Raw genomic sequence first — 14915 nt, forward strand, 5'->3', positions numbered from 1 at the left:
AGTCAGCAGTTAGTAGTCGGTAGTCGGAATAGAAATGAGAAGCCAATATTAAGCACACCCGGGACCCCGGGTGTGTATCTATTTTTAAGGAATGTTTTTGTAGGGTCTGAAACTGTAAGGAGGCTGGTGGCTTTGCCCGTTATCGGCATCACTTGCGCGCAGGACAGCGCTCTGGGGAGGGTGTTCCTGGCCGATTATTACTACCGGGCGATCGAGAGTGCGGGCGGAAGTCCCGTGCTGTTGCCCCCGGTCAGGGATGCGGAGGCGGTCCGTACTATCCTGGAACGGGTTGACGGGCTGCTCCTCTCGGGCGGCGGCGACGTCGACCCGCTCTTCTTCGGCGAGGAGCCCCTGCCCGGGACGGGTGAGATTACGCCCGAGCGCGACCGGATGGAGATCACCGCCGCGCAGATGGCCCTGGCGGCGGGCTTGCCCGTTTTGGGGATCTGCCGGGGCCTCCAGGTCCTTAACATCGCCGCGGGGGGAAACATCTACCAGGATATCCGGGGAGCCGTCGCGAATATTAAGCACAACCAGGAAGCCCCGCGGTGGTATGCTACGCATGGCGTTAAAATCTTGCCCAAATCGCTGCTTGCGGACATCACCGGACGAACGAGCCTGAGGGTCAACAGTTTTCACCACCAGGCCGTGCGCGATGTCGCTCCCGGTTTCAGGGCCGTAGCCTGGGCGGCTGACGGAATCATTGAGGCTATCGAATACCACGGGCCGGATGCGCGTTTTGCGCTGGGGGTTCAGTGGCACCCCGAGGTGATGTGGGAACGGGAAACAGCGCATTACCGCCTGTTCGCGCGGTTTGTTGCGGCAGCTTATAAAAGATCAAGGAAAGAGTGATGCGATGTGGAATCTCCGTTTACAGCCGTGATCAATGCCCGGATCCTGACGATGGCGGGAGAAGAAATCCGGCAAGGGACGCTGCTGATTGAAGGCAGCCGGATCAAGGCGGTGGGGAAGGATGTGCCCGTCCCTGAAGGTACTGCGGTGATCGACGGCCGGGGCAAGGTGGTCATGCCCGGGCTGATCGACGCCCACTGCCACGTGGGTGTACAAGAGGAAGTCTTTCGTGAAGAGGGCGACGATGTCAACGAGGCCAGCGACCCGGTTACGGCGCACCTGCGCGCGATCGACGCCGTCAACCCGCAGGACCTCGGTTTCGCCGACGCCCTTTCCGGCGGCGTTACGACGATCTGCACGGGTCCGGGGAGCGCCAACGTTGTCGGTGGGGAAATGGTTGTTTTGAAGACGGCCGGCCGGATCGTCGACGAGATGATCGTCAAGTTCCCCGCCGGGCTTAAAGCGGCCTTCGGCGAGAACCCCAAGCGCGTTTACGGCCGGGAGAAAAAATCACCGATGACCCGGATGGCCAGCGCGGCCATCTTAAGGACGGCTCTGGCGCAGGCCCGGGATTATCTCCGCAAGCTTGAGCGGGCGCAGGCCGGGAAGGCCGACCCGCCGGACAGAGATTTGAAACTGGAGGCCCTGGGCCGCGTGCTGCGGCGGGAGATTCCCCTGCGGCTGCACGCCCACAGGGCCGACGACATCGCCACGGCCGTGCGCATCGCCAGGGAATTCGAGGTCGACTTGGTCATCGAGCATGCCACCGAGGGGTACAAGGTGGCCGAACTGCTGGCCCGCGAGGCCGTGCCCGTGGTCCTAGGCCCGATCATCACCCAGCGCGCCAAGCCCGAAATGCAGGGCCTGACCATCGAGAACGCCCGGCGGGTGGCCGAAGCCGGGGTGACCTTCGCCGTCATGACCGACCACCCGGTGGTGCCGATCCAGTACCTCGGTCTCTCCGCGTTGCTGACCGTGCGCGGGGGCCTTCCCGAGGAAAGGGCCCTGGCGGCCGTAACGCGCGACGCCGCCCGCATCCTGGGGGTCGACGGCCGGATGGGGACCCTTGAACCCGGCAAGGACGCCGATTTTATTGTCCTGTCGGGAGATCCTTTCGACATCCGCTCAAGGGTCGAGTTTACTTTCGTGGAAGGGAAGCTTGCATTTCGGGTTTGCTAGCCGCCTTTCGTGCTTTCCAGGACTTTGGACAAAGCATCTTTGTGAATTCCGATATACCCGTGCGGAAATAAGATACCTGGCCCAAGGCCGTGGGGTCCTACGCGAAATTTAGGAATTTCGTCCTACGGTAATCAGACCCTCTTGCCCACCAAACGATGCTGACCAAGTGCGAAAATAAAGACAAAACTTGCAGGGGAGGAGTGAACTATGTTGAAGCGGCTGTTGGCACTGGTAACGATGGTCTTCTTTATCGCTGGGATGAATGCGGGAGTGGCTTACGCCAAGCCCGGCAAGGGGCAGGACAAGCCTGAAAAGCCCAAGGCGGCTGAAGAAAGGTTCAAACTGGAGGTCAAGGACGGGAAAATCGAAATCAAGGATGGCGAAGTGGTATTCGAAATCAGGGACGGCAAGATCGAGTACAAGTCGGCGAACGGCAAGCTGGAGCTCGGCCGGAACGGCCTTGAGATGAAAGGCGACGTCCTTGCGGAGCTGCGGGCCAAGCTGGCGGCCTACGACGCTATCATCAAGGCCGGTATTGAACTGGGCGGGTTTTCCGACACCCGATACCACTGGGCTAAGGAAAGTATCGAAAAGCTGGCCGCTCTCGGCGTAGTAAACGGTTACGAGGACGGCAGGTTCCGGCCGGAGAGCCCGGTCACCCAGGCCGAGGCCGTCTCGCTGGTGATGTCCATTGCGGTGGACGACGGCAACGCCGTGGATGAAGACGAGGATGAGACGGATGAAAGTGCCGGCGAAGACGAAGCGGCTGAGGAAGACGAGGACGTGGACGAGGAAGACCTGGAAGGCGTCCCGGCCTGGGCGAAAGGGCAGGTTAAGAAGGCGGCGATGAAAGGCGTCATCAACCTGAACCGCTTCCACTCTCACGTTCAGGCCAGCCGCGCCCAGGTCGCCGTAGCGGTGGCCAAGGCTTTGAACCTGGACATCAGCGGGATCGACGTCTCGAACGTGCCTTTCAAGGACGGCCTCCTGATCAGCCCCGAAGACCTGCCCTACCTGATCGCGATGTACAACGCGGGGTACATCAAAGGGGCCCCGAACGGCAACTTCAATCCCAACAGCCGCATCACGCGCGCGGAACTGGCGGCCATCCTTTCGCGGATCATCGACGACCGGGCCGGTGAGAACGGCGGGGATGACACGGATCAGAATGCCGGGGACGATGCGGAGCAGGATCCCGGCGACGGCAATGATGAGAGCAGCGAGGAGGACGCCGGCGGCGACACCGGCGGAGAGTGAAGCCGAAGAATAGCCAGCCTGCGAAAAACGAAGCTGGGCCTCCGTAGGGAGGCCCTTTTACATGCCAGGCATCCGGCAAGGCCATTTTGGAACCTTTCTACAATATGTTATAGTAATGGAAACGGTATAGTCTTTGCAAGAGCCCTCGCTTATATCGTTAATTCTGGTAAGGAGGGTGAGCTATGACCGTCAACTATAAAGAGATGATCGACCGCAACATCGCCGACATGATTGCCCGCCATTCCGCTCCAAAGAACGAAACAACTCAGGCAGTATCGAGTTCCGCCAAAGCCGAGCCGACACCACAACCCGAACCGCAGCCGCAGCCCCAACCCGGGTCCCAGTCCTTCCTGGGACGGCTGTGGAAGCGCCTGTTCGGCGGTTAGGCCGGCCGACGCTTTACCGCACTTATACTTTTCTTTAAACGGCCCCCCCGGGGCCGCTTTTGTTTGAGGGTCTTGGTTTGCAGCCCCAACGTTCTGCGGTACAATGACTAATTAAAGTAAATTGTGGTACACTAGTTGAAACATGCCTTGCTGGCAGAATCCTTGCGGATTCTGCAGTAGCCAGTAGTCAGTAGTTGGTTGTTGGACTCCCCGGCACTCAACTTAAAGATCATTACATTTACAGCTAACCGTTAGTCTTTGAGAAACAGATATTAGACCCACCTGTAACTGAACTCCCTTTAGTTAGTGCCGGGACGTACGGGAATTGCTGTTTTAATAACCTTCGGGTCTGATTGCCGAGTGCTGAGTACCGGGCTTGGGGAGTGGTCAGCGTGTTTGAGTGGGCCAGGATCGCCGACGTCAACTTCAACCGCGCCCGTGAGGGCCTCCGCGTGGCCGAGGAGACGGCGAGGTTTGTTTTTAACGACCGGGAACTGACCCTCCGGGTCAAGGATCTCCGCCACCGGCTTTCCGAATTGGAGGCAAGGTTTCCCGGCGGGCGGCGGTCCCTCCTCCTTGCCCGCGACGCCGCCGGGGACTGCACGGCCGGCGAGGTCGAGGAACGGCCCCGCCGCGACCTGGCCGGGCCCAACTGGAAGAGGGTCCAGGAGGCCGTCAGGGTCCTCGAGGAACTGGCCCGAACATTTGATGGGGAACTGGCCCACGCGCTGAAGGAGATACGCTTCAAAGCCTATACCCTTGAAAAGGAATTCGCGGCCGAGGCCCGCAGGGCCGCTCTTTCAAGGCCTGGGCTGTACGTCATTGGCGGAAGGGCGGATACGGGGGGGCGCTCCCTGCTCGAGGCCGTCCGCGAGGCCGCCCGGGGAGGCGCGCACATCTACCAGCTGCGCGAGAAGGAGGCGCCGGCCGGCGAGATCCTTCCCCTCGCGCGCGAGTTGCGGAAACTCACCGCGGAGATGGGTTTATTGTTTATCGTCAACGACCGCCTCGACATCGCCCTGGCCTGCGGGGCCGACGGGGTCCACCTGGGGCAGGACGACCTTCCTCTTGCGGACGCCCGGCAGGTGGCGGGACCCGGTTTCATCATCGGCGTTTCCACCCATAGCCTGGAGCAGGCCCTGGCGGCTGAAGAGGGCGGAGCCGACTACATAGGTGTTGGTCCGGTCTACCCCACGGCCACCAAGCCGGAGTACCGGGCGGTGGGACTGGACCTCGTGCGAACCGTGGCGCGTCGCGTAAGCATTCCTTTCGTAGCCATCGGAGGCATCGACGCCGCCAGCGCCCGTGCGGTCGTCCGGTCCGGCGCCCGGCAGCTGGCCGTCGTCCGCGCCTGTTTCGGGGCGGCCGATATCGCTGCGGCAACCGGCAAACTCTGCGCCATTATCGAAGAAGAATTTCTGAATGTTGCAAGGACTGAAGGGAGGCAGAACAGGCATGACCCAGATGCTCCAGGCCCGTCAAGGCAGGATCACCCCCGAGATGGAAAAGGTGGCGGCCGACGAGCGGGTCGACGTTGAAAGCATACGCCTCGGGGTGGCCGACGGCAGCGTCGTGATCCCCGCCAACAAAAACCACCGCGGACTGAAAGCGCGGGGTATAGGCGCGGGCCTGAGGACCAAGGTGAACGCCAATATCGGGACCTCAACCGGTTTTAGGTCCCTTGCCGACGAACTGGCCAAGCTGGAGGCCGTGCTGGAGGCGGGCGCCGACGCGGTGATGGACCTCAGCACGGGCGGCGACCTGAGCGAGATTCGCAAGGAGATCATCGCCCGCTGCCCGGTGCCGGTGGGTACTGTGCCCATCTACCAGGCAGCCGTAGAGGCCAAGGCGCGCCACGGCAGCATCGTGGCCATGACGCCCGACGAGCTTTTTGACGTCATCAAGGCACACGCCGCGGACGGGGTGGACTTTATGACGGTCCACTGCGGGGTGACGCTGGAGGCGATAACGAGGCTGCGCAGGCAGGGGCGTATCGCCGACATCGTCAGTCGCGGGGGTTCGATGCTCACCGGATGGATGCTCCATCACGGGCGCGAAAACCCTTTGTACGAGCAATTCGACCGTCTCCTGGACATATGCCTGGCCTACGACGTGACCTTGAGCCTGGGGGACGGGCTGCGCCCGGGGTGCCTGGATGACGCCACCGACCGCGCGCAGATCCAGGAGTTGCTGGTTCTGGGCGAACTGGTCGACCGCTGCTGGGAACGCGGGGTCCAGGTGATGGTCGAGGGTCCGGGGCACGTGCCCTTGGACCAGGTCGCCATGAACATCAAGCTGCAGAAGGTCCTCTGCAAGGGCGCCCCGTTCTACGTGCTCGGGCCCCTGGTCACCGACGTGACCCCGGGTTACGACCACATCACCTCCGCGATCGGGGGCGCCGTCGCCGCGGCGGCCGGGGCTGATTTTCTCTGTTACGTGACCCCCGCCGAACACCTGGGCCTGCCCACGCTCGAGGACGTGCGTGAGGGGGTCGTCGCCGCACGCATCGCGGGACACGCTGCGGACATCGTCAAAAACGTCCCGGGTGCCCGGGACTGGGACCGTGCCATGTCGCGGGCGCGGAAGTCCTTTGACTGGGAGCGCCAGATCGAACTGGCGATCGACCCGCAAAAGGCCAGGCGCTACCGGGGACAGCGCAACCCGGAGCCCGCCCGGGAGGAATGCACGATGTGCGGGGAGTTCTGCGCCATGAAGCTGGTCGCGGATTACTTGAACAAAAAACCGGAGAAGTGCTGATTAAGCGCTGGGCACTGGGCGCTCAATGCCCAATGCAGGAGCTTATGGGTGCGGGTAGGGTTCAATGCGGTGTTCACCATTAAGCATTCGGGGTTCAGATGAGGTAGCGCTTATGCGTTTGGGTGAGATCGGGGAGTCCGGCCTGATCGCCCGCTGGGCGGGCCGGGTAACCGCCGGACCGGGCGTGATTAAAGGCATCGGTGACGACGCGGCAGTTTTGCGCCTCGGAGGCAGGACCCTGCTCGTGACGACCGACATGCTGGTCGAAGGAGTGCACTTCGATACCGCTTACGCCGGCTGGCGGGACCTCGGCCATAAAGCCTTGGCGGTCAACGTGAGCGACATCGCCGCCATGGGCGGGTGCCCGCTGTGGGCGGTCATCGCCCTCGGCCTGCCTCCCTCAACGGAAGTGGAGGGCATCGACGAGTTTTATGCCGGATTATTGGAGTCCGCCGGCCGCTGGGGGGTAAGCCTGGCTGGGGGCGATACCGTGCGCAGCCCCCAAGCCGTTGTGATCAACCTGACGGTAATCGGCGAGGCGGCCCCGGAAGGCGTGCTGTACCGGTCGGGCGCCCGCCCGGGGGACCGTATCGGGGTGACCGGGCCGCTGGGCGCTTCCGGCGCAGGTCTCCATCTCCTGCAGCACCCGGTTGGCAACCTGCCGCCCGCTATCGCGGACACGCTCAGGAAGGCCCACCTGCGCCCCGAACCCAGGCTGGCCGCGGGAGCCATCCTCGCCGGCTCCGGCTGCGTTACGGCCGCGGCCGACTTAAGCGACGGGCTGGCCGTCGACCTCGGCCACATCTGCGACGCCAGCGGCGTAGGGTGTGTCGTCAAGGCCGCCGCCCTGCCCGTGGCGCCCGCGGCGGCGGAGCTGGCCCGGGTTACGGGGATGGACCCCATGGAATGGGTGTTGTACGGCGGCGAGGATTACGAGCTGCTCTTCACGGCCTCCCCGGAGACCGGCGGGGAATTGGAGGGGCTGATGACGGAAGCCGGCCTTTCGTGCTGCTGGATAGGGAAGATCACCGCCGACGGCCGCCGGCTGCTGCAGACGCCCGACGGGCTGCGGGAGTTGCGGCCCGGGGGTTACAGCCATTTTCCGGCGGATGGAAGGGACATGGAATGACCGACTTTTTTGAGGTTACGACCGCGGGACCCGAAGAGACGCGGTCGCTGGGGGAACGCCTCGGCAGCCTGCTGGCGGCGGGCGACGTCTTGGCCGTCCAGGGCGGGCTGGGAGCGGGCAAGACGACCTTTGCCCAGGGCATAGGCAAAGGGCTGCAGGTCAGGGGATCAGTCACCAGCCCCACCTTTACCATCATTAACGAGTATAGCGGCCGCCTGCCGCTGTACCACTTTGACACTTACCGCCTCGAAGACGCCGATGAAATGAACTTTCTGGGCTATGAAGAATACTTTGAAGGTGACGGCGTTACGCTCATCGAATGGGCCGATAGGGTAGCCGAAACGCTACCCGGGGAGCGCCTCGACATAACTGTCGAGCGTACGGGGGAAAACAGCCGGCTCTTCCGGTTCATGCCCCGCGGCCAACGTTACGAGCAACTGGTGGAGGAGTTGAAAAGGGTTGTATGTGCTGGGGATTGAAACCTCCGGGCCCGTCTGCAGCGTGGGGCTCGTTGACGGATCGCGCATTTTGGGGGAAAGGTCGCTGACCGGGGCCAGGATTCACTCCGTCAAGCTCCTGCCCCTGATTTCCGGGCTCCTGGAAGACCTGCGCCTTTTTCGGAGCGACCTCGCTGGGATCGCCGTCTCGGCGGGGCCGGGTTCCTTTACCGGGCTCCGTATCGGGCTGGCCGTGGCCAAGACGCTGGCCCAGGCCCTGGACGTCCCTGTCGCCGGCGTCGGCTCCCTCGACGTCCTGGCGTTCCCTTTGGTACAGCACTGCCGCGACGCCGTCTGCGCGATGGTTCCCGCCCGCAAGGGGGAGGTCTATGCGGCTGTCTACGCGGGCAAGCCCAGTCCCGGCCTCGGTCCCGTCAACGTCGACGTTAACGGCCTCAGCAAGCTGCTGGCGGCTACCCTGGGGCCGGTGGTATGCGTCGGCGAAGCCGCCCCCCTGTACGTACGGGAGCTTGCCGCTCAGGGGCTGGCCGTAACGACGGCACCTCTTTTTTTCCACCAGCCCCGCGGGATAACGGTCGCGCTGATGGGTCAGGAACGATTGGGCAGGGGAGATAAAGATGACCCGTTGACACTGGCGGCCCGATACCTGCGCAAATCCCAGGCCGAGTTGACGTGGCAGGGGGGCCGCAAGGGAGAGGACAGCAGATGCGGGTGACTTTCGAACCCATGCGGGTCGAGCACCTCGACGCCATTGAGGAATTAGAAAAAAAGTCCTTCCCCACCCCCTGGCCGAGGCAGACCTTTGAATTCGAGATCCTTTACAACGATCTGGCTGAATACGTCGTGGCCGTGCACGAGGGCAAAGTCATCGGTTACGGCGGCGCCTGGATGGTCCTCGACGAGGCCCACGTCACGAACGTGGCCGTACACCCCGACTACCGGGGGATGAAGATCGGGAAAGCGTTGATGCTCGAATTAATGCGCCGCGCCGTGGCCCGCGGGGCCAGGTGCATGACCCTCGAGGTGCGCCCTTCCAATACCGTGGCCCGACAGCTTTACGCCCGCCTGGGGTTCGTTGAGGCAGGCGTCCGCAAGGGCTACTACCAGGACAACGACGAAGATGCGATTATCATGTGGAAACAAGGACTTACCACCCCCTGAGGACGTTGAAAAGCATCGCCCTTCTGACTTCCCACATCCCACCTCTTAACGTTAGGTCTCGGTGTTCAGGGTGCGCGCCCGCTCCGCCCACTGCTCGGCATAGTCCAAAAGCGCTTCGGCCGTTTCGACCGCGTCCGTGGCGTGTACCTGGGTCGGGTAGGCCCCCGATTCACGGACGATCTCGGCCAGGGCCAGCGGGTTGTCGATCAGCGGGCAGGGCTGCAGCATGTTGTTGTTGAAGGGCTGCCGTTTCTGGTAGGCCCGGAAGATAGGCGAACGCAGGGCGTCCGCCAGCGACATGTTCTTGATGTTTCCGCTGGCATAGTGGATAAAGGCGCAGGGTTCGATTTCCCCGGCCGCGTTGATGTGGAAGTAGCGGCGCCCGCCGGCGATGCAGCCCTGGGTGAGCTCCCCGTCGTTCCAGAAATCGAACACGGCGACCGGTTTGGTCTCGCGCCACTCCTGCACCTTGCGGTACATCAGCTCGCGCTGCGCCGGCGCCGCCATTAGGGTCCTATCCACGTCCTTCCCGACGGGCACGTAGGTGAAAAGCCAGCCGAACAGGCATCCCTTCTCCACCATCAGGTCGATGAAGGTGTCCGACGCCAGCTCTTCGGTGTTGCGGCGGGTGTAGGTGGCTGAAAAACCGAAGATCAGCCCGGCCGCCCGCATCAGGTCCATGCTTTCCATCACCCGATCGAAAACACCCTGCCCCCGCCGGGAGTCCGTAGCCTCCCGGAAACCTTCCACGCTGAAGGCGAGGGTGAAGTTGCCGGCCTCGGCGAGTTCGCGGACCAGGTCCGCATCCACCAGGGTGCCGTTGGTGTATGCGTGGAAAACCATGTCGTTGTACTTGCGGGCGAGGGTCAGCAGGTCTTTCCGGCGTAAAAGCGGCTCGCCCCCCGAGTAGACGATAAAGTAAATCCCCAGGTCACGGGCCTCGGCCAGAATGCGGTCCAGGGTCGCCAGGTCCAGCTCGTCCCGCTGGTGGTAGTCCCCGGCCCAGCACCCCAGGCAGTGCAGGTTGCACCGTGCCGTCGGGTCGATCAGAATGGTGTAGGGGACATTGAAACCTTCCCGTTCCGAGACCTCCCGCTGCCGCGGGATGCCGTGAAACCAGGAATTGATAAAGAAGTTGCGCACCAGGCAGTCCCTGCTTTTCGGCTGCACCTCGCGCAGCACGCGGCAGGCGAGTCGGTACCAGTTACTTTCCGGGTCGGAGAGCTTTTCCCGGGCCAGGCGGATTTGCTGCTTGTGCTTATCCTTAAGGGCCAGGCGTTCCGCCCAGTCCAGCAGTGACCCCAGGTTATGTTCCGGATTGCGGGCCAGGTAGTTGAGACCTTGTTGAATGACTTTTTCCCCGATTCTCAACACTTGCCATACCCCCTCGTATGATAGTTTTGTACCCCCTGATCATCGATCCACTAAAGAAAGCCCAACAGGGATCAAGAACGCTCTTTGAAAACTGGAAATTTCGTATTCACTTTTGTCGGGGTCCCAGTCAAAATGTAGTCGTGAGATTATGTTCTGGGAAGGTATGCTCCCCCTTGAGGTTCGACCTCATTTGAAGCCTGACCCCCAGCCCGTAACCTGTACCCCTAACACGTAAGTTGCGCAACCTCTCAAGATCCTGTCTAATGGTAGCAGATTGGATAGAGCAAGGTCTTGACAGGAAAGCGTTGGTTTCGGCGAGGCTGTTGATCGGTTATGGTGCCTGGGACCCCGCATAATCTTGCGCCATTCCTTCACCGGAAGGAGGTGAAGCAAGTGAGAATGTTTGTCGGTATCGATGTCAGCCTGAAAGATTTCAAAGCCCGGATGTTTGATGCGGAAGGCGAGGAGATTGCCAAGCGTTTCCGCGCCAAAAATGATGATCCGGGAGCTGAATCTTTCGTCAAGTATCTGATCGAAATCTGTAGTGCTAATAATGTTGATTCCCTGCGCATCGGCCTGGAGGCTACCTCTGTTTATGGCTGGCACCTGCAGATGCACCTGGCCGGCGAGACTTCGTTAGTTCCCTTCCACCCCCAGGTGTATGTCTTCAATCCCAAGGTGATCGCCAACTTCAGAAAGCAATACGTCGACATCCGGAAGGACGACTGGTTCGATTGCCTGGTGATCGCCGACCGACTCAGGTTCGGGCGGCTGCCCGAGAGCTGCCAGGTAGACTTCCGCTACCTGCCCCTGCAGAGACTAACCAGATTCCGCCACCACCTGATTCAAACTATCACCCGCGAGAAGAACTACTTTCTGAGTAACCTGTTTTTCAAGTTCAATACCATCTGTCAGAACAAGGTGCTGAGCGATACCTTCGGGGCCGCCTCGGAGGCGATTCTGACCGAGTTCCTTTCTCCGGAAGAGATTGCGGCACGACCGCTGGATGAACTGATCGATATCCTGATGGAGAAGGGAAAGAGTAATTTCTCCAACCCCGAAGCCACCGCCAAGGCTCTCAAGCATGCCGCCAGTTCCGCCTATAAGCTACACGGCAGCCTTTTAAAGCCCGTGAACCTGATCCTGGCCACCAGCTTGCAGACCATCCGCACCCTGGAACGGCAGGTCAAGGATATTGACAAAGCGATTGAGAAAGAGCTGTCACACTTTCAGAACACTTTGCAGTCAATGCCGGGCATCGGGCCTGTATGCGCTGCCGGCTTGATCGCCGAGATCGGCGACATCCACCGGTTTGATAACGAGAAGGCTCTTGCCAAGTACGCCGGCCTTACCTGGCGGAAAGACCAGTCAGCCGACTTTGAAGCCGACGACACGCCGCTTACCAAAACCGGGAACGCTTACTTGCGCAGTTACTTTGTACTGGCCGCCAACAACGTTCGTATCCGTGATCCCAAGTTTGCCGAGTTCTACGCCCGTAAGTTTAAAGAGAGTACCACTCACCACCATCGCCGTGCTTTAGTCCTTACCGCACGAAAACTCGTGCGGGTGGTTGATGCTCTGCTACGCAGCAACCAACTATACATGCCCCAAGTGCAGAGGAGGATCATTTAAAACCTAGTTGACAATTGATACTCCCATTAATGTTGCTTTTTCCCATTTGTCTCTGGAAACAAGCTTAGTTGGTTGTTGCTCTTTTTCAAAGATCCGTTAAAAAATTTTGATCCCCGGCCCTTGACATATCACCGTAAGGCTTCAGTCAAGCAGTAATTTGGAACGGCTGACGCCGGCAGCGTGTCCTGGGTGACCGCCTCTGCCTTTGTTGCGACATCGGCGCCAAAAACAAATACCCGCAACCATCCGGCTTTTAGCGGATAACTGCGGGTATTGACGGTTCTTGGCGCATACCTGGAACTGAAATCGCGGGAAAGTTAGCTGTTGGGATAGCTAAAACCCGGATTCGGCGCAAAGTTTTCTTTTCATTCTAATATTCGTCGGGCGCTTGCAGCAAGCCGCTATTCCAGCCGCAATTCAACCGGCAGGGCTTCCCTTGCCGCATTCACGCCAAGGATCTTATCCGGTCGCCGCAGATTGGGGTTCGAGCCCTGCGTAGTAGTTTATAAAGAAACGGACTGGACCGCCCAATAATATCTATGCATAGGATGGAAGAAAAAACAACCGGTGCAACATGAATTTTGGGGGAGGCGAACAAGATATGACTCAGCCGCCCGTCGAGGAGTTTAAAGGCACTTTTAAAGGTCCGCTCGAGCCCATGTCCCTGCAGGCGGTGGAGTATATCATTATCCACCACGCCGCGTCGGATGATCCCCGGCTTGACGTTATGACCGTCCACGGCTGGCACCAGGAAAGGGGTTGGGCCGGGGTCGGTTATCATTTCTTCATCAAGCAGGACGGCATTATCCAGGCCGGCAGGCCGCTTGCCACGCGGGGAGCACATACGCTTGGCTATAACGACCGCTCCTGGGGGGTGTGCTTCGCAGGGCATTTTGAACGCAGACCGCCGACCCTGGCGCAGATGCAGTCTCTCGACCTGTTGTTGCCCTACCTGAAGGACTTAAAGCCCAACCTGACGGTCGGAGGGCACGGTGAATTCCAGGCCACGCTCTGCCCGGGAAAGCTCTTCCCGCTGGAGCAGGTCAAGAAAAAGTACAACGCTCCGCCCCCGCCTCTGCCGCCGCGTCTCGTCCTGAACGGCCAGCCCACCAGTGTACCGGTGGTTTTGATCGAGGGGCGAGGTTACATGGAGATCAGGTCCTTCGCCGAGGCCGTTAAAGCCAAGCGCCTTCACTGGGATGAGGCGACGCGGACGATCTACCTCGACCTCTGATTATTAAGTGCTTGTGTCCTTCCTCGGCATTCCTTCACACTCCGGCACTCAACTGAATAAGCAATACCAGCCCGGATCCGAGCTAGTATAAAAAGAAAAGTATCCGACGCATTGGGGCTGACGCTGTGTCAATTGAGTGCCGGGTTCCCCGGCTCACTGCGTATTTTTGATTCACTCCCCAACGTTCGCTGCGGCAAAAGCCTCGGCGCGTACCTGGATAACCAGCCTTAAAAGAAAAGGCCAGTGTTTTTCTTCACACTGGCCTGGAAGTCGCGTTCAGTACCGAATTAGTAATTTGATCTTGAACGGTTTGCCTGGAAGCATTCCATGCAGTAGACAGGCTTGCTGCCGGTCGGTTCAAACGGCACCTGGGTTTCGGCACCACAGCGGGCGCATACAGCGGGGTACATCTGACGGGGTCCGTTACCCATTCCGCCGGACATTCTCCGGCTGTTCCGACGGGCTGCACGGCACTGCGGGCATCTCGCGGGCATGTTCTCAAACCCTTTTTCCGCGTAGAATTCCTGTTCACCTGCGGTAAACACGAACTCCGCTCCACAGTCCCTACACTGCAGTGTCTTGTCTTCGAACACCAAACTATCTCTCCTTGAAAACATTAGTCTCTCCAAAGTCACACCACGGGCCACACCAGTCACCAGCATTTCCCCACCGAGAGAGATAGCCCCGGGCAAGCCTGGATGTTGGAACCTTAGAGGCAGAATTAGTATACTCCAAACGGCAAAAAAAAGCAATATTTTTTGATTAATAATCAAATGCACCCTCTTTTTTATTAACTTCTTTTCTTGGGTTTCTTTGCCGGGTTAAAATAGGGAAAAGGAGGGACAAGCGGCATGGAGATCAGCAATCAGGAAGCCCTGTTCTTGTCGTTTTGTTTGAAGGCCTTGGAAGAGTTGGCCCGTGAACATCCCGAGGCGGACGTCTCGGAAATCGATATCCCCGTCAAGAAAATACGGAAACAGGGTTTCAAAGAAGACCAATTACAGAGGGTTGCCCTGGCGCTGGAGACCAAGGGCTTGATTGTCCCGGAGTACAACTATCACGACGAGCTGAAGCGGGTGCGGCTTTTGCCCGGGGCCGGGCAGGCCCTCGACGAGCACGGCGGCCTGCGGGCCGTCGCGGCGGAGGGGGAAGCCCCGGGAGGGGCACAGGAGGCGGCCGAGTATATTTCGGCCCTCTATGCCAGCATCCGCACCCTCAAGAAAGGCGGCCACGGGGATGTTGCCGCCGAGTTTCGCCTCCTGCTGGATGAACTGCTGGCAGCCAACGTTCCTTTAAGCCGGTTTCTGCTGGAACACCTCGACGCTCTTGTTGCTGAGGCCGGTGCGCCGAAAGGCCACCGCAGATTGACGGTCATCAACACGCTGGTTGAAAAGCTGAACAAGGTCGTACCGCCCGTGCCGGATGTTCTGGCCAGGTGGGCTAGCATCAGGTCCTTCTTGCTAAACTCGTGAACTTTGTTCCCGGTCGTAAGTATA

15 protein-coding genes are annotated in these 14915 nt (G+C 60.3%); 13 read left to right on the plus strand and 2 right to left on the minus strand.

Going from position 1 to position 14915, the window contains the following annotated elements; translation table 11 throughout:
* Window positions 1-126 precede the first annotated feature (126 nt).
* The 10 genes from ACPV0M_RS00485 to rimI all read left to right on the plus strand — a co-directional run bounded on the left by ACPV0M_RS00485 (window position 127) and on the right by rimI (window position 9179).
* Window positions 127-852 carry a gamma-glutamyl-gamma-aminobutyrate hydrolase family protein gene (locus ACPV0M_RS00485; protein WP_425621056.1) on the plus strand — a complete coding sequence of 242 codons (726 nt, stop codon included), beginning with the start codon at window positions 127-129 and terminating at the stop codon, window positions 850-852.
* Between the two features lie 51 nt (window positions 853-903).
* The gene (locus ACPV0M_RS00490; RefSeq protein WP_425622223.1) at window positions 904-2031 is read left to right on the plus strand and encodes an amidohydrolase; all 1128 of its coding nucleotides are present in this window, start codon (window positions 904-906) and stop codon (window positions 2029-2031) included.
* 207 nt (window positions 2032-2238) lie between these two features.
* A complete protein-coding gene (locus tag ACPV0M_RS00495) occupies window positions 2239-3288 on the plus strand; it encodes an S-layer homology domain-containing protein (RefSeq protein ID WP_425621057.1) in 1050 nt (349 codons plus the stop codon).
* A gap of 182 nt (window positions 3289-3470) precedes the next feature.
* A complete protein-coding gene (locus tag ACPV0M_RS00500) occupies window positions 3471-3674 on the plus strand; it encodes a hypothetical protein (protein ID WP_425621058.1) in 204 nt (67 codons plus the stop codon).
* A gap of 392 nt (window positions 3675-4066) precedes the next feature.
* Entirely contained in the window at window positions 4067-5212 is a 1146-nt protein-coding gene (locus tag ACPV0M_RS00505) for a thiamine phosphate synthase (protein ID WP_425621059.1), read from the plus strand.
* Window positions 5130-6431 carry a phosphomethylpyrimidine synthase ThiC gene (thiC, locus tag ACPV0M_RS00510; RefSeq protein ID WP_425621060.1) on the plus strand — a complete coding sequence of 434 codons (1302 nt, stop codon included), beginning with the start codon at window positions 5130-5132 and terminating at the stop codon, window positions 6429-6431. Before ACPV0M_RS00505 ends, thiC begins: the two co-directional genes overlap by 83 nt.
* 112 nt (window positions 6432-6543) lie before the next feature.
* The gene (thiL, locus tag ACPV0M_RS00515) at window positions 6544-7560 is read left to right on the plus strand and encodes a thiamine-phosphate kinase (RefSeq protein ID WP_425621061.1); all 1017 of its coding nucleotides are present in this window, start codon (window positions 6544-6546) and stop codon (window positions 7558-7560) included.
* Window positions 7557-8039: a tRNA (adenosine(37)-N6)-threonylcarbamoyltransferase complex ATPase subunit type 1 TsaE gene (tsaE, locus tag ACPV0M_RS00520; protein ID WP_425621062.1), complete on the plus strand. Its 483-nt coding sequence runs from the start codon at window positions 7557-7559 to the stop codon at window positions 8037-8039. The genes thiL and tsaE overlap by 4 nt, the downstream gene beginning before the upstream one ends.
* Window positions 8026-8733 (plus strand): tRNA (adenosine(37)-N6)-threonylcarbamoyltransferase complex dimerization subunit type 1 TsaB, encoded by a 708-nt coding sequence (tsaB, locus tag ACPV0M_RS00525; RefSeq protein WP_425622224.1) that lies wholly within the window; start codon window positions 8026-8028, stop codon window positions 8731-8733. Before tsaE ends, tsaB begins: the two co-directional genes overlap by 14 nt.
* The gene (gene rimI / locus ACPV0M_RS00530; RefSeq protein WP_425621063.1) at window positions 8724-9179 is read left to right on the plus strand and encodes a ribosomal protein S18-alanine N-acetyltransferase; all 456 of its coding nucleotides are present in this window, start codon (window positions 8724-8726) and stop codon (window positions 9177-9179) included. The genes tsaB and rimI overlap by 10 nt, the downstream gene beginning before the upstream one ends.
* 51 nt (window positions 9180-9230) lie before the next feature.
* Here rimI and ACPV0M_RS00535 read toward each other — a convergent pair whose 3' ends face one another.
* The gene (locus tag ACPV0M_RS00535; protein ID WP_425621064.1) at window positions 9231-10553 is read right to left on the minus strand and encodes a radical SAM protein; all 1323 of its coding nucleotides are present in this window, start codon (window positions 10551-10553) and stop codon (window positions 9231-9233) included.
* A 393-nt stretch (window positions 10554-10946) separates the two neighbouring features.
* Between ACPV0M_RS00535 and ACPV0M_RS00540 the strand changes: the two genes are divergently transcribed.
* Both ACPV0M_RS00540 and ACPV0M_RS00545 read left to right on the plus strand, forming a co-directional pair.
* The gene (locus ACPV0M_RS00540) at window positions 10947-12185 is read left to right on the plus strand and encodes an IS110 family transposase (RefSeq protein ID WP_425621065.1); all 1239 of its coding nucleotides are present in this window, start codon (window positions 10947-10949) and stop codon (window positions 12183-12185) included.
* A 601-nt stretch (window positions 12186-12786) separates the two neighbouring features.
* A complete protein-coding gene (locus ACPV0M_RS00545) occupies window positions 12787-13419 on the plus strand; it encodes an N-acetylmuramoyl-L-alanine amidase (RefSeq protein ID WP_425621066.1) in 633 nt (210 codons plus the stop codon).
* Between the two features lie 287 nt (window positions 13420-13706).
* Here ACPV0M_RS00545 and ACPV0M_RS00550 read toward each other — a convergent pair whose 3' ends face one another.
* On the minus strand, window positions 13707-14012 hold the full coding sequence (locus tag ACPV0M_RS00550; RefSeq protein ID WP_425622225.1) for a zinc-ribbon domain containing protein: 306 nt from the start codon (window positions 14010-14012) through the stop codon (window positions 13707-13709).
* Between the two features lie 258 nt (window positions 14013-14270).
* Here ACPV0M_RS00550 and ACPV0M_RS00555 point away from each other — a divergent pair, with 258 nt between their 5' ends.
* The gene (locus ACPV0M_RS00555) at window positions 14271-14891 is read left to right on the plus strand and encodes a hypothetical protein (protein WP_425621067.1); all 621 of its coding nucleotides are present in this window, start codon (window positions 14271-14273) and stop codon (window positions 14889-14891) included.
* Window positions 14892-14915 lie beyond the last annotated feature (24 nt).

The organism is Desulfosceptrum tomskiensis (assembly GCF_049818055.1).
In the GTDB taxonomy this organism is placed as follows: Bacteria; Bacillota; Desulfotomaculia; order Desulfotomaculales; family JASEER01; genus JBFLVT01.